A 19879-nucleotide genomic window follows, 5' to 3' on the forward strand; every position below is an offset into this window, starting at 1 on the left:
GCGACGCTCGCGTGCCGCTACGCACACCCATCGATAACTGCGCCGCTTGCGCGCGCTCGCATGAGGCGGTGGTGTGGAGCTAAGGGAGCTCACCGCGAGCGACTGGGCCCAGCTGACCGAGTTGAACGTGCATCTCTGGATTCTGGCGGCCGTGCTCATTGGAACCGGGCTGGTGTATGCGCTGGCCCATGCGCTGATTCCATCGCTGGTGCTCACCGGCGACATCGAGCCGCAGCACGGGCGCAAGATGCGCGCGCCGCTCTACGCCGTCATGGCCGCCGGTCTCGGCGCCCTGACGGCCATCATCATCAAGGCCACGCTGCTGGCCCTCGACTTTCTCCCGACGTTGCTCCCGCGGCTGGCCATTTGAGTGTTGGATTCATTCCTGGCGCTCCTGCCGCGCCTCTCCCCCAAACAGTTGATCGTCATCAGCGGCCTCGGGGCCGTGCTGGGCGGTGGCGCCATTGCGCCGGTGATCCTGCTGATCGTGCTCGGGGCCATGGGTGGAACCATCACCGGACCGCCGGAGCAACCGATCGCTTTCGATCACACCGTGCACGCCGGCAAGGCCGGCATCGCCTGCGAGTTCTGTCACCGCGGGATACCAGTCGTCGGAGACACGGCGACCGCGCTGGGGGCGCCGGTTTCCGCGGCGGCCACTATCCCGTCCGTGGAGCAGTGCATGTTCTGCCACTCAGTGGTCGCCACCGAGAGCCCCGAGGTGCAGAAGATTCGCGCCGCATGGGAGACCGGAACCCCCATCGAGTGGATTCGGGTGCACCGGCTGCCCGACCACGTGGACTTCGTGCACGACCCCCACATCCGCGCCCTGGCCGAGGCTCATCCGAGCTTCAGCACGGCGCAGATTTGCGCCACCTGTCACGGCGACGTTTCGTCCATGACCGAGGTCGAGCAGGTGCGGGCGCTCAACATGGGCGACTGCCAGGGCTGCCACCGCGAGAACAGCGCCCCGCTGGATTGCGCGGTATGTCACAAATGATCGGGGCCAGGCGATGAGCGGCATCGCGCGACGGCGGTTCCTCACCGGAGCGGCAGCGCTCGCCGGCGGCGCCACGGTGGTCGCCTGCGCCGCGCCCGAGCGCGAATCGCGGGTGCAGAGCTTCGTGCATTCGCCGGAGCAGACGCTGCCCGGCCAAGAGCTGTGGTTCGCCACCGCCTGCGCGCACTCCACGGGCGGCAACAGCGTGGTGGTGCGCACCGTGGACGGCCGCGCCAAGAAGGTGGAGGGCACCAAGGGCTTCCCGGTCAACCTGGGCAAGACCAACGTTCGCGGACAGGCGGGCGTCCAGTCGCTGTACAACCCGGATCGCCTCAAGACGCCCCTGCGCCGGCGCGGTACGCGCGGCGAGGGCCGGTTCGAGGCCATCGGCTGGCCCGAGGCGCTCGATCTGCTGATGGAAAACTTCGGCTCGGCGGGGAATCCGCTCGTGGTCACGGGACCGCTGAGCGGCACGCGCCTGCGAGTGCTGGCGCACTTCCTCCAAAACAGCGAAGGCCGTCACCTCGTCTACGAGGCGCATGACACGGCCACGCTGCGTGAAGCCGCGCGGCTCATCTTCGGCTACACCCGCCTGCCGCATTTCGACGTCGCCAACGCCGGCGCGGTCCTTTCGTTCGGCGCGGACTTCCTCGGAACGTGGCTATCGCCGGTGCACTACAGCACCGCCTACGGCAAATTCCGGGAGGAGCCCAACCGGGGCCGGCTGATCCAAATCGAGTCCCACATGTCGCTGACCGGGGCGAACGCGGATCGCTGGGTATATGTCAATCCCGGATACGAAGGCGCGCTGGCCCTGAGCATCGCGCAGGTCATCGCCGCCGAGAACCTAACCGGGGACGACCGCTGGTTCGACCCGGTCAACGCCGTGGGCGGGATCGACGCCCTCAACGCCTACGCGCCCGAGCTGACCGCGGCGCGCACCGGCGTGGCGCCAGACGCCGTGCGTGAGATCGCGCGGGATTTCGCCGGCCATCCGCCCGCGCTGGCCATCGCCGGCGGCGCCGCGCTGGCCCAGACCAACGGCCTCGACAACGCCGCGGCCGCCTTGCTGCTCAACCGCATCGTCGGGAGCACCGGCGCGGCAGGCGGCGTGCGACCGAATCCCGCCGCCCCGGCGGCGGTGCCGGGATCGGCCGCGGGAACGCCGTTCAACCAGTGGGGCGCGCTGGCTACCGGGCTGCTCGACGGCAGCGAAACCGTCGATGCGGCCTTCTTCTACGACGTCGATCCGGTCTACGGGCTGCCCGCGTCAACGCGGTTTGCGGACGCCCTCGGCGAGATGTCGTTCGTCGTCGGCATGGGCACGTTCCTCAATGAGACGCTCGCGCGCGCCGACCTGGTGCTGCCGGCCACGCACCCCTTCGAGGAATGGGGCGACTTCGTCGCCGATCCCGCGCCCGATATGGAAGTCGTGGGCTATCAGCAGCCGGTGGTCACCTCATGGACCAATGCGCGCAGCTTTGGCGACGTGATGCTGGCGCTGACCTCGGAACTTTTCCCCGACGCGCCGCCGCCGTGGACGACCATGCGCGACGCCGTCCGCGACGGCGCCCAGGCGCTGATCGGCCCAGATGGCTTCGACCGCGGCTGGATCGAGCTGCTGCGCACGGGCGGTCGATGGCAGGACGGAGACGGCCGCGAGGCCCAAGCCGACCAGCCCGATTGGCACATTGGCCTGCTCGCCGAGCCGGCCTTCGCCGGTGACACCACGGAGTTCGATCTGCACCTGATCCCCTTCGAGAATGTGGCGATTGGCGCCGGCAGCGAGTCGGCTAACCCCTGGCTGCAGGCCACGCCCGACCCGCTGACCACCGTCACCTGGACAACCTGGGCCGAGCTGAACCCGGCAACCGCCCAGCGCCTGGGGGTCAAACGCAACGACGTGGTGCACATCGACACGCCGGATGGCACGCTGCGGGCGCGCGTGTACGAGTCGCCGGTGGCGCCGCCCGACGTCGTGGCCGTCCCGATCGGGCAAGGCCGCGAGTTCGGCAGCCGCTGGAACGTTGATCGGGGAGCGAACGTCATGCAGACCCTGGCCGCCCAGGCCGTTGCCGGATCCGGGGCGCTGGCCTGGGGGGCGACGCTGGCGCGCGTGCGACCCGCCGGCGAACACGACCGGCTGCCCACGCTTGAAGTCATCGAAGATCCGCGCAACGACGGGGAGGCGCCACCAGTGCGAGTAACCAGTGGCTAGCGCCACCGACACGGCCGAGCTTCCGGTGGTCGCAGCCGCCGCGACGCTGCCCACGGACGATCCGCATCCGGAGACGGACGGGCATCGATGGGGCATGGTCATCGACGCCGACAAATGCACCGGCTGCCAGGCCTGCGTGGTGGCCTGCCAGTCCGAGAACAACCTGGCCCTCAACGAAGAGAACCGCGTCATCGAGCGTCGGGCGAAGACCTGGATTCGCATCGAGCGCTACTGGGAAGGCGAGTGGCCCAACGCCAAGGCGCGCTTCCTGCCCGTGCTTTGCCAGCACTGCGGCAACGCGCCCTGCGAGACAGTGTGTCCCGTGTGGGCCACCTATCACAATCCCGACGGACTCAACGTGCAGGTCTACAACCGCTGCATCGGCACGCGGTTCTGTGCCAACGCCTGCCCCTACTCGGTGCGCTACTTCAACTTCTGGGAGCCCGAGTGGCCGTCACCCATGGACCGGCAGCTCAATCCCGACGTGACGGTGCGAACCAAGGGAATCGTCGAGAAGTGCACCTTCTGCATCCATCGGATCAATCGCACCAAGCGCGAGGCGAACCGCGACGGCCGGCCGGTGGCCGACGGCGAGGTCGAGCCGGCGTGCGTGCAGGCGTGCCCGACCACGGCGCTCGTATTCGGCGACTTGAACGACTCCGACAGCAAGGTCAGCGAGCTGTCCCACTCCAAGCGGGCCTACTCGCTGCTGGATTCGCTCGGCACGGCGCCCGCCATCACCTATCTCAAGAAAGTTGACCCGAGCCACGTCGACGAGCATGAGGAGCACGGCCATTGATTAAGCCCGAAGCCGTCGGCCTCAGCTTGACGTTGCGCCCGCCGTATCGGCCGTCGGCTATCGCCATCAACCGCAAGAGCGCGGTGGTGGTCGGCGTCGGTCTGCTCGCGGCGCTCGGCGTGGTGATGTACGTGGTGAAGCTGTTCAGCTGGGGCGACCGCGCCGAGTGGGCCTATCCGGCGGCGATCACGCTTTTCGTGCTCTCGACCGTGACGGCCGCGCCGTTAGTGGCCTTTGCCTCGCGCATGGCGCGGGGCTACTGGGGTCTCCCGGCCCGGCGCGTTGTCGAACTCTTCGCGCTCCCGTCGATGCTGCTGTTCGTCCTGCTCATCCCGATCCTGGGCTCGCTCCCGCCGTTCGAGCAAGACGGCGTCACGCGGGCGAATCTGTGGTTCGGGTGGGGCGGCGGCGCACCGTTTCTCACGGATCAGCTGGCCGTGTCGGTGATGCTGCTGGCGGGCGGCGCCCTCATGTGGTTCGCCGCCGTGCCCGACCTCGCCGGCCCACCCAGCCGGGTTCGCGCCATGCCGGCGTGGAAACGCTTGCTATTCCTGAACTGGACCGGAACCAAGCGGCAGTGGGTAATCCTGCGGACATCCATGCGCTGGATCAGCGCCTTCTACCTGATGATGTACGTGTTCGTGACGATGATCCTGACCACGGATCTCGGCCAGAGCCTGCTACCTGGCTGGCGATCGGGAATCTTCCCGGCCTATCACGTGATCACGTCGTTCCAGGGCGCGATCGCGCTCATCGTCATCACGCTGTTCCTGCTGCGTCGTTACGCGCCCAGCGTGGGGCAGTTCATCGGCGACGAGCAGGCCGCCAGCCTGGGCAAGTTCTTGCTGGCGCTGACCCTGTTCTGGTTCTACTTCTTCTGGTCCGACTTCCTGCTCGTCTGGTACGCGCGCCTCCCGAGCGAGGTGGCGGCCGTCCAGACCAACGTGGCGGTGACCTACATCGTTCCGTTCCTGATCGCGATGTTCGGCCAATTCCTCATTCCGTTCGTCACGCTCATCTTCAACCCCATCCGCAGAAAGCTGGCGCGGCTGACCGCGGTGTCCGTCGTCGTGCTGATCGGGCTGCTGTTCGACCGAATCCGACTATTCGTGGCGTCGATGTCCAGCGAGAACCCGTTCTCGCACGGGCTGGCCGAGCTGCCTGAGCCGTACTACCCGAATGCGATCGACATCCTGTTCATGATCGGCGTGGTCGGCATGGTGGCCGCGATCTACCTCTGGGTGCTGTCGCGCATTCCCACGCCCGGCGGCTGGGAGATGCGCGAAGGGGCCATGTACCGCCGCGAGCAGAAGTTCATGCACGCCGAAGTGCTCGTGCTCGGCAAGCCAGACTGATCCAGGCATGCAAGAACCCGTAACCGTCAATCGAGAAACCGCAAACCGCGAGTTGCTGGACTTCGTATTCAGCTGGCCCAAATGGTTCTTCGCAACCACCGGCCTGCTCGGCGCCGTGGTCACGCTGGGCCTCATCATTTTCCTGCTGCTGATGATCTTCGGCCTACAGCTGTTCGGCTACGCCCATCCGGTCTATTGGGGCTTCCCGGTCGTGAACTTCGTGTTCTGGATTGGGGTCAGCCACGCCGGAATCATGGTGTCGGCCATTCTGCGGCTGGCGCAGGCCGAGTGGCGGCGTCCCGTGACGCGCGCCGCTGAGGTCCTGACGATCTTCTCGCTGATGACCGCCATGACCTTCCCGATCATTCACAGCGGACGCCCCTGGCGCACGCTGTACTGGGAGTTCCCCTACGACTGGATGCGCGGCATCTGGCCCAACCCGCGCTCGCCGCTGGTGTGGGACCCCGCCGCGATCTTCACCTACCTGACATCGACGGTGATGTTCGTCTACATCGCGCTGCTGCCGGACCTGGCCCTGGCCCGCGACCGGGTCAAGAATCCCATCGGCAAAGCCGTTTACGGGGTGCTGTCGCTGGGCTTCCGGGGCACGACCCGGCAGTGGCGCATCCAGGCCATCGCCGGCATCCTGCTCTCGGCGCTGATTCTGCCGATCTTCGTCTCGGTGCACAGCATCGTGTCGTGGGACTTCGCCGTCACGATCATTCCCGGATGGCACAACACGGTGTTCGCGCCGTACTTCGTCATCGGGGCCGTGCACTCCGGCGTGTCCGCCGTGGTGACCGTGATGATCGTCATGCGCTACGCCTTCGGCCTGAAGAACTTCATCACCAAGGACCACATCGACTCGCTGGCCCGCCTGCTGATCATCGTGGCCACGGTGTGGCTGTTCTTCTTCATGCTGGACTTCATGTTCGGCCTCTACGGCACCGAGCCCGCCGAGGTCGACACCTGGCAGCGACGCCTGATGGAGCCGCCGTGGACGGCCATCGCCATCATCTTCATCATCACTGGCTACATCATTCCAGTGGGCGCCTGGCTGTTCCGCCGCGTGCGTCGCAACTTCTTCCTGATGTTCGTGACGACAGTGCTGGTCAACATCGGCATGTGGCTCGAGCGCTACATGATCGTGATTCCGGGTCTCGAGCGGAAGTCGAACCTCACGTTCCAGTACGGCGACTACCTGCCGTCGGCGGCGGAGTTCGGCATCATCGCCGCCCAGCTGGCGCTGGTGATCGCCGGGTTCCTCGTGTTCTCCAAGCTGCTGCCAATCATGCCGGCGGCGGATATCAAGGAAGGTCAGATTCTGCGTGATGAAATCAAGGTCGGCCGTGCAAGGGTCCCGGCCACGATGCGGGAGGCCTAAGGGGGACTCATGAGCGCCAAAGATTCGGATCGAAAGCGCGAGCTGCTCGGGCTGTATAACGAGCCCGACGACGCCGCCGACGCCGTGTCGCGGCTCCGCGGCGCGGGTTTCGGCGGTAACGACATCGAGATCATCTCGGCCACGCCTTACCCCGAAGGCGCGTTCGGCGAGCAGCACGCAAAGCATCGACTGTTCGCGTTCCCATTCGCGGGCGCGGCCTGCGGGCTGGCCGTCGCCATCGCCTGGCACATCGGCGCCCAGATCGCGCTTCCCATCGTGACCGGCGGAAAGCCGATAGTCGCGGTCCCGGCCATCATCCAGGTGCTCTACGAGGGCACCATGCTCGGCGCGGTGCTCTTCACCGTGCTCGGCGTGCTGTTCGAGTCCCGCCTGCCGGACGGCATCGGCGTCTACGACGACCGCATTGCCGACGGTCTCATCGGCGTGTCGGTCATGGCGCGCGAGCGCCGGATTCCGGACGCCCAGATTGCGCTGGAAGAATCCGGCGCGGTGGACGTGCTCAGCAAGGATGGCAGCCTCATGCGCCCGGCGGCGGCCTCACCCTGATGTCCGCCGCACGCCGCGCCGGACGCGCCGCCAGCCTAACCGTTGGGCTGGTGGTGGCGGCGTTCGTCATCGCGGCGTGCGAAACCGGGGCGTATCCGGCCGACCTCTTCCCCGAGATGCACTATCAGCAGTCCTACCGCACCCAGGAACCGCCCTACGAGGCGCCGCCGGAGGGTCAGGTGTCGACGCTCGGCGCCGAGGTGCCGGTGACAGACTTCGTCGCAACGATCAACCTCGCGAATCCCGTGCCGTTCGACGGTCCGTCGATCGATCGCGGGAAAGCGCTGTTTACGGTCAATTGCGCCATGTGCCACGGCGCCGACGGTCAGGGCGCGAGCTACGTCGCGGACGCCTTTGAAAGCTACGGGGCAAAGCGACCGGCCTCCCTGTCGTCGGACAACGTGAAGGCCCAGGCGGACGGCGCCCTCTACTGGACGATCACCAACGGCGTCAACAACATGCCGGCCTGGCAATCGCTCCTCACCGAGGAAGAGCGCTGGCTGCTCGTCACCTACATCCGATCGCTTGACTAGATCCCGCTAGCGCTCACGGTGGCGAATCGACAGCCTGCCGCCCAGTTCACGAGTTTGACCTAGCCGGAACAGCGCACGCCTCATCGAATCGGCCAGAATTGTGCGCGGGCAGTCAACAACGGAAGGCGCCGATTGAATGGCTGAGAGTCCCGCCGCCTTTCTGGTCATCCTGCGGTGGCTGCATGTCGTGGCCGCCGCGCTCTGGCTCGGCGGGGGGCTGCTGCTGCTGGCGCTGCGGGCCCGCGGACTCGGTCTGGGCGCCCCATCGATGTCATGGGGACGAGCCGCCGGCCACACGCTGCGACTCGGTGTGGCGGTCTTCATCGTCACCGGCGCGCTGTTGACTGCGGTGCGGCTGGCGGAGCCAAATGTGCCCGCCGCCTACGTCGTTCTGCTTGCCGGAAAGATCGCGCTGGCCTTTGCCATGTTCTGGCTCGCGCTGCCCCGATCGCGCCGCGGCCCGGCGACGCCGGGCGAAGGCTGGTCGAGGTGGACGCGGGACCGCACGTTTTGGATTGTCGTGATCGCCTTGGTCGTGTATCTGCTGTCGGTGATCCTCAACGAGCTGATCGAACGAGCCGCGCTGGGGATCGGCTAGGCTGATTCAGATCGCGTGCCCACACTGACGCCTTGACCGACGCCTCCGAACCCACCGGCGCTGCCGCGCCGGAGCCCATTCGAAACCGGCTCTTGTCCGGCAAGTTTCTCTTCGTCGGCGGAGCGCTGGCCGCGGCCCTAGGATTCCTGATCTGGACCGCCACCCAAGGCGCGGCCGTCTACTACCACACGGTGAGCGAGTTGCACGCAAAGGGCGACGAGATCGAAGGCCGCCTGGTGCGCGTGAACGGAATCGTGGTGGACGGATCGATTCAGGAGGACTCCTCCGAGGGCATCATCCGCTTCGAGATCGAGGACGCCACCGGCGTACTGCCGGTTGAGTTTCGCGGGTCGCCGCCGGATCTCTTTGGCTATGCGGAGGAGGACAAGTACTCGGACGTGATCGCGGAAGGCCGTCTCCTCGGCACCGGCGTCTTCGAGGCGCGCAACCTCATCGTCAAACACGGACCGGAATTCGAGCCGCGCGAGATCCCGGCCCAGTGAAGCCGGTTGCCACGCGGCCGACGCCGCTGGCAACGGGTGAGCCGATCATGGAGACCCCGGCCCTCACGCTGAATCGCCTCACGGTTGGATTCGGTGGGCGCCACGTGCTCCGCGATGTCTCGCTGTCCCTACGCGCGGGGGAGCGGGTGGCGTTGCTCGGGCCAAACGGCGCCGGCAAGACGACGCTGCTGCGCACGCTGGCGACCCTGCAGCGGCCGTTGAGCGGGGAAGCGCATATCACTGACGCAGACGTTGCCAAGCGCCGACGAGCCGCGCGCCGCCGTCTCGGCTTCCTCGGGCACACGCCGCACCTGGTCGGCCACCTCACCGCCCGCGAGAACCTCGCCTTTCTGGCCTCGCTGTATGGAGTGACGAACCCGGACTCGCGCGTTGTCGAAGTGCTACAGGTAGTCGGGCTCGCTGATCTGGCCGACCGGCGAGCCCGCGAGCTGTCACGCGGGCAGCTTCAGCGGCTCTCGCTGGCGGCCGCGGCGCTGCACGAACCGAACGTTCTGCTGCTGGACGAGCCCGACGCCAGTCTCGATCGCGACGCCGTCCGCGCGCTGCCCGCCATGTTGGACGCGCTGTGCCCGGGCTCGGCCGTGCTGCTGAGCACGCACGATCCCGAAGTGGCCGCGCAGGTGGCCGGGCGCCAAGTCCTCGTCGACCGGGGCCGTGTCATCGAAGAGGATTCGCCCGCAGCGGCTTCATCGGAGCAACCGGCCCCGACCGGAGTATCGGACGTGTCGTTCGTCGCCGCGGCGTGGTCGCTGCTTCGCAAGGACGCGCTGGTCGAGTGGCGCGCGCGGGAACAGGCCCCGGCGCTGCTGGCTTTCGCGCTGCTCATCACCGTGCTGTTCGACATGGCGTTCGTCATCCTGGCGCAGGCGGACGCGCCCGCAGTCGCCGCGGGCGTGGCTTGGTCCACGCTCTTGTTGGTTGCCAGCCTGTCGGGCGTTCGGCTGTTCGGGTCTGAGCGCGACGCCAACACGCTTACCTGCCTGCGCCTGGCGCCCATCGACCAGAGCGCCGTGTTCGTGGCCAAGTACGTTTTGCTGGCCGCGCACGTGCTGGCCGTTGGACTGGTGCAGTTGGCGCTGCTGAGCCTGCTGCTCGACTTGCAGCTCTTCCAAGGCGGGATGCTGGCCACCCTGGGCCTCGTGGCCATCGCCTTGAGCGCGGTGACGGCCATGCAAAGCGCCCTGGCCTTGGAAAGCCGGGCGCGCGAGGTCTTGATGCCGCTGCTGGCCGTGCCGCTGGCGATTCCCGTGATGCTCGCCGGAGTCGGGGCGACGCTCGAGACGCTGCAGGGCGCACCGGCCGGCGGCGCCGCGCCGTGGCTCGGTTTGCTGGCCGTAGTGGCGGCCGTATTCTTGTCGTTGAGCGTCCTGCTCTACCCGCACGCCGTCGACGGTTAGGGAGTTTTGCGAATGAGCATCGCCAGCCGCGCGCTGCGCCGCCGGGCGATCAAGCAGCCGCCTGTCTTCGGGTGGCGGGGCCTTGTGGTCTATTCGTCGCTGCTGGTCCTGATGGCAGTGGCCCTCTACATGATCTTCATCTACGCGCCGGCGGAACGCGTGCAGGGCGACGCCCACCGTCTGCTCTACGGACACGTGGCGGTGGCGTGGCTCGCCTTCCTGGCCTTTGGCATCGTCGCCGTCGCCAGCGTGATGTACCTATGGCGGCGCAGCCCGCGATGGGACAGCCTGGCGGTGGCGTCCGCCGAGGTGGGAGTGCTCTTCACCACGCTCACCCTGATTAGCGGCTCCGTCTGGGGTCGCCACGTCTGGGGCGTCTGGTGGACCTGGGACCCGCGGCTCACGACGACGTTTGTGTTGTGGTTTATCTACGTGGCGTATCTGGCGCTGCGGATGTACATCGACAACGTCGACACTCGCCGGCGCGTCGCCGCCATCTTCGGCATCGTGGGCTTCGTCGACGTGCCCATCGTGTGGTACTCCGTGGAATGGTGGCGCAGCCTGCACCCCGTGCAATCGGTCACCCGCGCCGGACTCACCTCCGAGATGGTGCTCACGATGCTGGTCACCGTGGTCGCGTTTACCGTCTTTTGCTTCGTGCTCATCCGCCAGCGTTATCTCTTAGAGCGTGCCAGCGACGAGGGAGAGGGTCTAAGAGATATCGTCCGCAATCGGTATGGCGAACTGCGGCAGACAGGCGCTACATCGGCGCCGGAGGCTGGGGAATGACGCAAGAGCTGGTGTTTCTGTTCATCGGGTACGCGGTGATCTGGGTGCTGCTGTTCGGCTACCTGGTGTTCGTCACGGGGCGCATCCGCGCCGTGCGCGACGCGGTCCGCGACATGCGCCAGGAGCTCGACGCTCAGCGCCGGGAGACCGCGGAGTAGCCTCGACATCACGCGACTTCCACCCGGCGGCGCCGGATACGTGCTCCGGCATTGGATCGGGTAAGTCGTTGCGGAGCCTCGGACAGGAATCCGACATCGCCGCCGTCACCTCTTCGTATTACGGGGAGCGGAGACCGTGATCGACCTGGTGGTAGTTGGTCGTCTGGCCCTCGGGCTGGCGTTCGGCGTCGCGGTGGTGCAGCTCACGATGAGCGGGCTGGCCGTTTGGCGGCGCAGTCCCGACTTCACGGACGCCGCGCGCAACGCCGCCGTCGTGCTGGCCGCCGTCGTAACTCTTGCCGTCGCCGCGCTCGCCGCCGGATTCCTTACCCAGGACTTTTCGATCGCTTTCGTGGCCGACACGTCCAGCCGCTCGATGCCGCTCGGCCTCACCATTTCCGCCCTATGGGGCGGACAGGAGGGCTCGCTGCTGTTCTGGGCCTGGGGGCTCAGTCTTTTCAGCGCCCTGGCGGCCTGGCGCATGTCCAGGCGCGACGAGGCGCTCGCGCCCTGGGGCATCGGCACGCTGGCGGCCATCGCCCTCTTCTTCGTCGGCGTGCTCGTGTTCGTGTCGAGCCCGTTTCAGCGGCTCGTCGTTGCGCCGGTTGACGGCCGCGGGCTCAATCCGCTGCTCTGGGATAGCGGCATGCAGGTCCACCCGCCGATGCTGCTGACGGGCTACATGTCCTTCACCATTCCGTTCGCCTTCGCGGCGGCCATGCTGGCCGCGGGCCGGCTTTCGCAGGATTGGTTGCGCGAGATGCGCAACTGGATGCTCGCGGCCTGGGCCATCCAGGGCGCCGGCCTGCTGCTCGGCGCGTGGTGGGCCTATCGCGTGCTGGGCTGGGGCGGCTATTGGGGCTGGGACCCGGTCGAGAATGTGGCGCTGCTTCCCTGGCTCGCGGCCACGGCCTACATCCACTCGGCGCTGGCGCAAGAGCGGCGCGGGCAACTCCGGGCATGGTCGGTGGGCCTGGTGCTGCTCGGATTCGCCCTGGCCGTTTTCGGCACGTTCGTCGTGCGCAGCGGGATTCTCACTTCGGTGCACTCGTTCGCGCTGTCGGACGTGGGACCGATCTTTCTCACCTTCGTCGGCATCGTGATGGTGATCGCCGTGCTGGCCTTTCTCTATCGGCTGCCCATGCTGCGCGCCCCCATGGCCATCGAGTCGCTGGCGTCCAAGGAAGCCGGCGTGCTGCTCAACAACCTGCTGCTCATGGCGGTGCTGGTGGCGGTGCTCTGGGGCACCGTGTTCCCGATCTTCTCCGAGCTGGTGCAGGGCGTACGCATCGCGGTCGGGCCGCCGTTCTACGCGCAGGTCACCGTGCCGTTGCTGCTGATCATGCTCGGGCTGCTGGGAATCGGCCCGCTGCTGGCCTGGCGGCGCACGACCGGGCGCGCGGCGTGGCGGGCCACGCGCTGGCCGATCGCGGTCACCGTCGTAGTCTCCGCCATTCTCCTCGCCGTGGGCATGCGCGCCGGGCTCGCCGTATTGGGATTCGGTCTGGCGGCTCTGATTGGAGCCGGAGCGTTGCTCGAGCTGTCGCGCAGCGTCCGCGCCCGAACACCTACATCAGCCAGAGAGCCGCGTGTCGCGCTCAGCCTGGTCGGCAGCCGGCGACGCCTGGGCAGTCACCTGGTGCATTTCAGCGTGGCGGTCTTTGCCATCGGGATCGTCGGCTCGGCGTCCTTTGGGCAGGAGAGCGCCGTGCGCCTGGCCCGGGGGGAATCCGCGACTGTCGACGGTCACACCGTGACGTTTCGCGGCCTGCGCCCGCTGTCGCAACCTGGATTGACCACCATTTACGCCGACCTCGACGTGGAGCGCGGCGATCAGCCGCCGGCGCGGCTCACGCCGTCGCGCCGCATTCACGCTGGCTGGGAAAACCAGCCCACGTCCGACGTCGCGATTCGCACCACGTTCCCCGCGCTCGACGATCTATACGTCCTGCTTGACGATTGGGAGCCCGACGGGTCGGTCGCCTCCTTCCGCATCCTGGTGAATCCGCTCGTGCCGTTGCTCTGGGTCGGCGGCGTGCTGTACGTCATTGGCGTGCTCGTGATCGCCTGGCCCACCGCCACACGGCAGCCGGCGCAAGCTCCGTCGCCCGCAGGGCATCCGGTGACGCCGTGAACCTGCGCGCTGCCTTTGTGCTGACGCTTGTCATTGCGAGCCTCGGCGTCGCGGTCGTCTACGCCGACGAGAACGATGCCGACGCGTTGTATGCCCGCCAATCGCGCATCGCCGACCAGTTGGACTGCCCGGTATGCCAGGGCCAATCGGTCAAGGAGTCCAACGCCCCGTTGGCCCAGCAGATGCGCGCGCTCATCAACGAGAAAATTGGCGACGGCGCATCAGACGAGGAGATATTCGACTTCTTCGAGACGCGTTACGGCGTCGGCGTTCTGCGCGACCCGCCGAAGCAGGGCCTGGCGCTGGGCGTGTGGCTGGGACCGATCATCGCCGCCGCGGCGGGCGTCCTGGCCGTGGGAGTGGTGCTGCTGCGACGCCGACCGCAACCGATCCCGCAGGCCGACGTCAGCCTGCGGGAACTCGAGGACCGGATCGACCGGCTGCGGCAGCCGCCCAACGGCGAGCGCGCGTGACGCCGGTCGTCCTGCTGGTCGGCCTGACCCTTGTCGCCCTTGGCGGGCTGGCCTGGGTCTCGACGCCGCTGCTGCGCGACACGGCCCACCGCGTCCGTTCGCGCCGCCCGGCGCTGAGCGATGAGGTGCAGCGGTCCCTGGACTTGATGACCGACCTTGATCTCGAGCGCCTTCGCGGCGCCATCAGCGACGCCGAGCACGCCGAGCTTTCGGCGGAGACGCGGCGTCAGGCTGCGCTGGAGCTCGGGGCGCACGAAAGGCGGCGCGCCCGCGCCGAGGCGCAGGTCGAGCATTTGCTCGCCGATCAGTCGGCAGTGCCCGAGCGCATCCCGGCCAGCCCGCCGCCAGCATCGGCGCGACGCCCGCTCGTCTGGCTGCTCACTGGGGCAACGTTGGTCGTGGGGCTTGTCGCGGTGGTCCTGGTCGTGACCTTCGGCTCGCGTGAGGGCATCGGAGAGCAAACCGCCGTAGGAAGCGTGGGGGTTACGGCAATCAGCGCCGTGGCAACCTCGCCGACCGACGCCGACACCCTGGTCGCCGCGCACCCGTCGGGGCTGCAGGTCAGCCGCGATGGCGGGGCCACCTGGCAGCCCGCCGACTTTCCGCACGCAACGAGCACGGTGGCCGCGACCCGCACCGGCTTCGTCGCCATCACCGACGAAGGCCCGTTTCGCGGAGACGGTGCAGCAGCCAACTGGTCCCCCGAGGCGTCGTCGCTTGACGTGGCGTGGCTTGCGTCCGCCGGCCTTTCTGGTTTGCTGGCGGCAATCGACGGCGCTGGGGCATTCCAGGTCTCGGACGACGACGGCGCGACCTGGCGGCCGCTGCCGATCGTTGCGCCGCCGAACGTGACTGGGATGGCCGTCGTCGAGCAGCCGGTACTACAGATCGTGGTGAGCATCTCCACCGAAGGCGTGCTGGCAGCGGGCTTGGACGGAACCTGGCGCAGCGCCAACGGATTCGTGAACGGGGCGCTGCCGACCGTCAACGTGCGCTCGCTGCACTACGAGCCGGATAGCGGCGACCAGTATGTGTCCCCCACCGGCCAGGAATTCCGGGGCGCCGTCTACGTCGCCACCGACGCCGGGGTCTTCAAGTCCGTCGACGGCATGCAGTCCTGGAACCGCCTGACACTCGCCGCCGACATCGTCGTCGTCACCGGCAGCGCCGCCGCGCCGCGCGAGCTCTATGCCATCGCCCGCGACGGCACCGTGTTTCGCAGCCGCGATCTGGGCGCGTCATGGGGCTAGCGATCACCGCCGCGGCTCGCCGGACGCTGCCGCGATTGCTTGCCGCTGCAGCGGTGCTCTTCGTCATGCTGGCCGCGTCCTGGCAACCGGCAGGCGCCCAGGATCAGGGAGTGATTCACGGCACCGTGGTCAACGGCACGTCCGGCGCCGCCGTTCCCGCCGATCTGGTCGTGGCGCTAGTCGGGCGTCGCGGCCCCGACGCGCTGCCCACTCGCACGACCGGTGTGAATCCGGACGGCACGTTCGCCTTCACCCGACTCCCGACCACGGCGGATGCGGCCTACTTCGCCCACGTGGACTTCGGCGGCGTGTCGTACGCCACGGACGGGATCAGGTTCGAGGGCCGCGCGGAAGTCGAAACCACCCTCACGATCCACGAGTCCACCGGCCAGAACCCGGGCATCGCCCTGCATTCCGTGTCGCGGCTCCTGCGGCATCAAACCGCCGACGCCATCGCCATCCTCGACGTGATCGACGTCTTCGTTCCCGGCGACCGAACGTTCCTGCCAGCGGCCTCGACGACGGCCCCGCCGCCGCTGCGGTTCGCCGTGCCCGACGGCGCGTTCGGCCTCCAGCCCGTGAGCGGATTCAGCTCGAATGAGCTGGTCATCGGGGGACCGGGATTCGCCGTGCTGGCTCCGCTGCGACCCGGAGTCACCACCATCGCCTACGCCTATCAGCTTCGACTCGTCGATGGCGCGGCCACGTTCGACTGGCTGATCGGGCTGCCGGCGGGCGTCGTACGGCTGTTGAGCGAGCAGGAGGTGTTGGTGACGAATCCGCAGGGGTTGGCGCCGCAAGACGCCACTTCGTTTGCCGGGATCGCCGTGGACCGATGGGAGGCCCGCGATGTCGTCGCCCGGACGACGTTCGCCATCGAGGTTTCGGACACCACGCTGCCCGGCATCGTGCGCGCCATTCGCACCACCACGGCCGACCGTTGGGCGCTCATTGCCGCCGGAGGCGCCATGGCACTGACGCTCATCGTCGCGGCGCAGCGCCGCGTCTGGCGCGCGCGCCCCGCGCCGGACGATCTCGCGCGAGCGCGGCGATTGCTGGCGGATCTGCAGCGCCCGAATCAGGATTCCCGCGCTGAGCAATCGGCGATGCGCGAGGAGCTGGTCGAGCTGATCGAGCGCCGCCCCGACCTCGCCGCCGAGCTGCGCCGCGACCGAGCGGCAAACGGCCCCACGCCCTAGCTTTGCGGGGCGCTGACTAGCTACCTACCATGAGCGCCGTGGACGAACTGCAGCACGACGTGCTCGTCATTGGCGGCGGTGGCGCCGGCCTTCGCGCCGCCATCGCCGTGGCCCAAGAGCACCCCGACCTCAGCATCGGCATCGTGTCCAAGGTCTACCCGATGCGCAGTCACACCGTCGCCGCCGAGGGCGGCATGGCGGCGGTAATCAAGGACAATGACAGCGCCGAGGACCACATCTACGACACCATCAGCGGCTCGGACTGGCTGGCGGACCAGGACGCCGTCGAGATGTTCGTCGAGGAAGCCCCCCGCGAGCTGATCCAGCTCGAGCACTGGGGCTGCCCCTGGTCCCGCGAGGCGACCGGTCACGTGGCGGTGCGGCCGTTCGGCGGCATGAAGCTGCAACGCACCTGGTTCGCCACCGACAAGACCGGCTTTCACGTCCTGCACAGCCTGTTCCAAACCTGTTTGCAGTTCTCGTCCATCACGCGCTACGACGAGTGGTTCGCGACCAAGCTGCTCGTGGACGACGGCCGGTGCCAGGGCTGCACGGCCATCGAGTTGCGCACCGGTCAGCTGCGGCCCATCTACGCCAAGTCAGTGATCATCGCCACGGGCGGCTTCGGGCGCATCTTCCCCTTCACCACCAACGGCGCCATCAAGACCGGCGACGGCCTGGCCATGGCCTATCGCGCCGGCGTGGCGCTCAAGGACATGGAGTTCGTGCAGTACCACCCCACCGGCCTGCCGGGCACCGGCATCCTCATCACCGAGGCGTCGCGCGGGGAAGGCGGCGTGCTCCGGAACAACAAGGGCGAGCGATACCTGGCTGACTACGACCTGGGCGAACCGCTGCCGCTGGACGATCCGCGGCACCCGCAACTGCGAACCATGGAGCTCGGTCCGCGCGACCGGTTGTCGCAAGCGTTCATCAAGGAGCAGGAGAAGGGGAACACCTACTCGGGGACTTACGGCGACTACGTGCACCTGGACATCCAGCACCTCGGCGAACACCGCATCGACACCAAGCTCCCGTTCGTGCGCGAGCTGGCCCGGAATTACGGCGGCATCGACCCCGTCACGGAGTCGATTCCGGTGCGGCCGGTGGTGCACTACATGATGGGCGGCATCGACACCGACATCGAGGCCGCAACGAGCCTCCCCGGGCTATATGCGGCAGGCGAGTGCGCGTGCGTGAGCATCAACGGCGCCAACCGGCTCGGTTCGAACTCGCTCACCGAGCTGGTGGTCTTCGGCGCGCGCGCCGGGCGCAATGCCGCCAATTTCGCAAGCACGTCCGATCCGGCGGCGGTTGATCGCTTGGAGTCGCAGGTCGACGCGGAGCGAGCCCGCATCCGGCGCATCCTCGAACAGCCGTCCGGCGGCGAGCGGGTCGCGGAGCTGCGGCGCGATATGACCTCGACCATGGAGGAAGGCGCCGGCATCTACCGCACGCAGGAGGGAATCGAGCAGACCTACGCCACCCTCAGTGACCTGCGCGAGCGCTTTGGCCGCGTCGATCTCGACGACCGCACCAACGTCTACAACACCGACCTCATCAGCGCGCTGGAGCTCGACTACATGCTCGACATTTCGTTGGCCCTGGCCGCGAGCGCCCGCGACCGCACCGAATCGCGTGGATCGCACCAGCGCACCGACCACCCCGACCGGGACGACGAGCACTTCCTGAAACATTCACTCGCGTCGCGCGGAGACGACGGCACGCCCGCGGTGTCCTTCAGCGACGTGGTGATTACCAAGTGGCCTCCCGGATCGCGGACCTACGGATCCTCCGATCAAGCAAAGGCGGCGAAGTCCGAATCATGAGCACGGCCATCGAGACGACGATCCAGTTCGAGGTCTTTCGCTACCAACCGGATTGGGACGAGCCGACCTATCAGCTCTACGACGTGCCCTACCGCGAGGACTGGGTGGTGCTGGACGCGCTCAACTACATCAAGGACACGATCGACGGGTCGCTGACCTATCGCTGGTCGTGTCGGATGGGGGTCTGCGGCTCGTGCGGGGCCATGGTCAACGGCTACCCCAAGCTCACCTGCGCGGCGTTCCTCTCGGAGTACATGCCGGGGCCGATCCGGGTCGAGCCGCTGGTCAACTTCAACGTCGAGCGCGATCTGGTGACCAGCATCGAAGGGTTCATGGAGAAGCTGGAGAGTGTCCAGCCGTGGATCATCCGCGAGGACGGCGCCACGGACGACCTTAAGTCTGAATACCTGCAGACGCCGAACCAGCACGCCGCCTATCAGCAGTTCAGCATGTGCATCAACTGCCTGCTCTGCTATGCCGCCTGTCCGGTTTCCTCGCATAGCGACGAGTTCATCGGTCCGGCGGCGCTGGCGCTGGCCCAGCGTTACAACCTCGACACGCGTGACGAGGGCGTGGAGCAGCGCCGCGACGTCATCCTCAAGGACGAGGGGATCTGGGAATGCTCGTTCGTGGGCGAGTGCTCCGCCGTCTGCCCCAAGCACGTGGACCCCGCCGGCGCCATTCAGCAGGCCAAGATGACCGGCGCCATCGACTACTACCGGCGGCTGCTCATGCCGTGGACGGTGAAGTCTTGACGCAGCCGTTATTCCGCTCGTTGGGATGGACGTGGTGGACCAAGCGGCCCTCGTACCTGCTGGTGTTTCTGCGCGAAACCTCGTCGGTGTTCATCGCCGTGCAGGTCGTGCTCGTGCTCGTGCTGCTGCACAAGGCCGGTCAGCCGGCGGCCGACTACCAGGCGTACCTGGACTTTCTGTGGAATCCGGGCATGGTCGTGTTCCATGTCGTCTCGATCGTCTTCGCGCTGTTGCACACCTACACCTGGTTCAACCTGCTGCCGTCGACGATTGCGATTCGGATCATGGGCCGGCGCATTCCCGCGCTGCTGCTCGTGGCGCCGCAGTTCGGCGCGTGGGTCGTGGTGACCGGGCTGATCATCGCCTGGGTCTGGTGGGTCGGCGCAGGATGAGGGGCCGGTCGCACGAGCCGATCTGGTGGTCGCTCTTCGGCATGGGCGGGATCATCGCCGCCGTGTTCGTTCCGGTCATGATCTTCGTCACCGGCATCGGCGGCGCCGTCGGATTGGAGACGGTTGCTGGAGCTTTTGCCCACGGCGAGGACGGCATCGGCGCGCTGTTGCGGCATGCGCCCGTGCGGGCGGTCCTGGGCCTGATCCTGGCGCTGGCCACGGTGCACGCCGCGCACCGCATCCGGCACACGCTGATCGACCTGCACGTGCACGCCCCGCCCGTGGTGCTCATCGCCGCGAGCTATGGCGCGGCAGCAGTCGTCAGCGCGCTGATAGCCATCGTCCTGGCGCTCTTCTAGGACCGCCCCAACCAGATTCCGGTGGCCCGCGCTGCGTGCAGCGTGGGAGGGTAGACGCCCGATGGCCGAGACAAGCTCCGACCCCGATTCCCGTATCAGGCATGGAGCTGGAATCTCGGCCCCACCCGGCGCCCCGTCCGCGTAGGGGCGCCCCTCGTGGGCGCCC

Annotated in this window: 21 protein-coding genes; all 21 read left to right on the forward strand. The window is 67.7% G+C overall.

Annotation, left to right across the window (positions count from 1 at the left end; translation table 11 throughout):
- The first annotated feature begins 73 nt into the window (after positions 1-73).
- The 21 genes from OXG33_04565 to OXG33_04665 all read left to right on the forward strand — a co-directional run bounded on the left by OXG33_04565 (position 74) and on the right by OXG33_04665 (position 19713).
- The gene (locus tag OXG33_04565) at positions 74-370 is read left to right on the forward strand and encodes a hypothetical protein (protein ID MCY4113198.1); all 297 of its coding nucleotides are present in this window, start codon (positions 74-76) and stop codon (positions 368-370) included.
- Positions 371-1000, forward strand: coding sequence for a cytochrome c3 family protein (locus OXG33_04570; GenBank protein ID MCY4113199.1), 630 nt, complete (start codon positions 371-373; stop codon positions 998-1000).
- Positions 1001-1013: 13 nt separating this feature from the next.
- Positions 1014-3218 carry a molybdopterin-dependent oxidoreductase gene (locus OXG33_04575; protein ID MCY4113200.1) on the forward strand — a complete coding sequence of 735 codons (2205 nt, stop codon included), beginning with the start codon at positions 1014-1016 and terminating at the stop codon, positions 3216-3218.
- Between the two features lie 94 nt (positions 3219-3312).
- Positions 3313-4017 (forward strand): 4Fe-4S dicluster domain-containing protein, encoded by a 705-nt coding sequence (locus OXG33_04580; GenBank protein ID MCY4113201.1) that lies wholly within the window; start codon positions 3313-3315, stop codon positions 4015-4017.
- The gene (locus OXG33_04585) at positions 4014-5372 is read left to right on the forward strand and encodes a hypothetical protein (GenBank protein MCY4113202.1); all 1359 of its coding nucleotides are present in this window, start codon (positions 4014-4016) and stop codon (positions 5370-5372) included. Before OXG33_04580 ends, OXG33_04585 begins: the two co-directional genes overlap by 4 nt.
- A 7-nt stretch (positions 5373-5379) precedes the next feature.
- Positions 5380-6756: a polysulfide reductase NrfD gene (gene nrfD, locus OXG33_04590; protein ID MCY4113203.1), complete on the forward strand. Its 1377-nt coding sequence runs from the start codon at positions 5380-5382 to the stop codon at positions 6754-6756.
- A gap of 9 nt (positions 6757-6765) precedes the next feature.
- Positions 6766-7323, forward strand: a complete 558-nt coding sequence (locus OXG33_04595; GenBank protein MCY4113204.1) for a DUF3341 domain-containing protein — start codon at positions 6766-6768, stop codon at positions 7321-7323.
- Positions 7323-7856 (forward strand): cytochrome c, encoded by a 534-nt coding sequence (locus OXG33_04600; GenBank protein MCY4113205.1) that lies wholly within the window; start codon positions 7323-7325, stop codon positions 7854-7856. The genes OXG33_04595 and OXG33_04600 overlap by 1 nt, the downstream gene beginning before the upstream one ends.
- Positions 7857-7992: 136 nt before the next feature.
- Positions 7993-8454, forward strand: coding sequence for a hypothetical protein (locus OXG33_04605; GenBank protein MCY4113206.1), 462 nt, complete (start codon positions 7993-7995; stop codon positions 8452-8454).
- A 32-nt stretch (positions 8455-8486) separates the two neighbouring features.
- On the forward strand, positions 8487-8957 hold the full coding sequence (locus OXG33_04610) for a cytochrome c maturation protein CcmE (protein ID MCY4113207.1): 471 nt from the start codon (positions 8487-8489) through the stop codon (positions 8955-8957).
- Between the two features lie 47 nt (positions 8958-9004).
- The gene (gene ccmA, locus OXG33_04615; protein MCY4113208.1) at positions 9005-10375 is read left to right on the forward strand and encodes a heme ABC exporter ATP-binding protein CcmA; all 1371 of its coding nucleotides are present in this window, start codon (positions 9005-9007) and stop codon (positions 10373-10375) included.
- A gap of 12 nt (positions 10376-10387) precedes the next feature.
- Entirely contained in the window at positions 10388-11164 is a 777-nt protein-coding gene (ccsA, locus tag OXG33_04620; protein ID MCY4113209.1) for a cytochrome c biogenesis protein CcsA, read from the forward strand.
- Positions 11161-11322: a CcmD family protein gene (locus OXG33_04625; GenBank protein MCY4113210.1), complete on the forward strand. Its 162-nt coding sequence runs from the start codon at positions 11161-11163 to the stop codon at positions 11320-11322. Before ccsA (OXG33_04620) ends, OXG33_04625 begins: the two co-directional genes overlap by 4 nt.
- Positions 11323-11458: 136 nt before the next feature.
- Positions 11459-13456: a cytochrome c biogenesis protein CcsA gene (gene ccsA, locus OXG33_04630; GenBank protein ID MCY4113211.1), complete on the forward strand. Its 1998-nt coding sequence runs from the start codon at positions 11459-11461 to the stop codon at positions 13454-13456.
- Positions 13453-13929, forward strand: a complete 477-nt coding sequence (locus OXG33_04635; GenBank protein ID MCY4113212.1) for a cytochrome c-type biogenesis protein CcmH — start codon at positions 13453-13455, stop codon at positions 13927-13929. The genes ccsA (OXG33_04630) and OXG33_04635 overlap by 4 nt, the downstream gene beginning before the upstream one ends.
- Entirely contained in the window at positions 13926-15179 is a 1254-nt protein-coding gene (locus OXG33_04640; GenBank protein MCY4113213.1) for a hypothetical protein, read from the forward strand. Before OXG33_04635 ends, OXG33_04640 begins: the two co-directional genes overlap by 4 nt.
- Positions 15170-16378 carry a hypothetical protein gene (locus OXG33_04645; protein ID MCY4113214.1) on the forward strand — a complete coding sequence of 403 codons (1209 nt, stop codon included), beginning with the start codon at positions 15170-15172 and terminating at the stop codon, positions 16376-16378. The genes OXG33_04640 and OXG33_04645 overlap by 10 nt, the downstream gene beginning before the upstream one ends.
- Before the next feature lie 29 nt (positions 16379-16407).
- Complete coding sequence (frdA, locus tag OXG33_04650) at positions 16408-18207, forward strand: fumarate reductase (quinol) flavoprotein subunit (GenBank protein ID MCY4113215.1); 1800 nt, start codon at positions 16408-16410, stop codon at positions 18205-18207.
- Entirely contained in the window at positions 18204-18962 is a 759-nt protein-coding gene (sdhB, locus tag OXG33_04655) for a succinate dehydrogenase iron-sulfur subunit (GenBank protein MCY4113216.1), read from the forward strand. Before frdA ends, sdhB begins: the two co-directional genes overlap by 4 nt.
- Complete coding sequence (locus OXG33_04660; GenBank protein MCY4113217.1) at positions 18959-19354, forward strand: fumarate reductase subunit C; 396 nt, start codon at positions 18959-18961, stop codon at positions 19352-19354. Before sdhB ends, OXG33_04660 begins: the two co-directional genes overlap by 4 nt.
- Positions 19351-19713, forward strand: coding sequence for a fumarate reductase subunit D (locus tag OXG33_04665; GenBank protein MCY4113218.1), 363 nt, complete (start codon positions 19351-19353; stop codon positions 19711-19713). The genes OXG33_04660 and OXG33_04665 overlap by 4 nt, the downstream gene beginning before the upstream one ends.
- Positions 19714-19879: the final 166 nt, after the last annotated feature.

The sequence above is a fragment of the Chloroflexota bacterium genome (assembly GCA_026708035.1).
Taxonomy (GTDB): domain Bacteria; phylum Chloroflexota; class UBA11872; order UBA11872; family UBA11872; genus JAJECS01.

Bases quoted from the DNA above. Each gene is read 5' to 3' on its own strand.
- OXG33_04575 (MCY4113200.1), top strand. From the start codon at position 1,014: ATGAGCGGCATCGCGCGACGGCGGTTCCTCACCGGAGCGGCAGCGCTC.
- OXG33_04580 (MCY4113201.1), top strand. From the start codon at position 3,313: ATGGTCATCGACGCCGACAAATGCACCGGCTGCCAGGCCTGCGTGGTG.
- nrfD (MCY4113203.1), top strand. From the start codon at position 5,380: ATGCAAGAACCCGTAACCGTCAATCGAGAAACCGCAAACCGCGAGTTG.
- OXG33_04595 (MCY4113204.1), top strand. From the start codon at position 6,766: ATGAGCGCCAAAGATTCGGATCGAAAGCGCGAGCTGCTCGGGCTGTAT.
- OXG33_04600 (MCY4113205.1), top strand. From the start codon at position 7,323: ATGTCCGCCGCACGCCGCGCCGGACGCGCCGCCAGCCTAACCGTTGGG.
- OXG33_04605 (MCY4113206.1), top strand. From the start codon at position 7,993: ATGGCTGAGAGTCCCGCCGCCTTTCTGGTCATCCTGCGGTGGCTGCAT.
- ccmA (MCY4113208.1), top strand. From the start codon at position 9,005: ATGGAGACCCCGGCCCTCACGCTGAATCGCCTCACGGTTGGATTCGGT.
- ccsA (MCY4113209.1), top strand. From the start codon at position 10,388: ATGAGCATCGCCAGCCGCGCGCTGCGCCGCCGGGCGATCAAGCAGCCG.
- OXG33_04625 (MCY4113210.1), top strand. From the start codon at position 11,161: ATGACGCAAGAGCTGGTGTTTCTGTTCATCGGGTACGCGGTGATCTGG.
- OXG33_04645 (MCY4113214.1), top strand. From the start codon at position 15,170: ATGGGGCTAGCGATCACCGCCGCGGCTCGCCGGACGCTGCCGCGATTG.
- frdA (MCY4113215.1), top strand. From the start codon at position 16,408: ATGAGCGCCGTGGACGAACTGCAGCACGACGTGCTCGTCATTGGCGGC.
- sdhB (MCY4113216.1), top strand. From the start codon at position 18,204: ATGAGCACGGCCATCGAGACGACGATCCAGTTCGAGGTCTTTCGCTAC.
- OXG33_04665 (MCY4113218.1), top strand. From the start codon at position 19,351: ATGAGGGGCCGGTCGCACGAGCCGATCTGGTGGTCGCTCTTCGGCATG.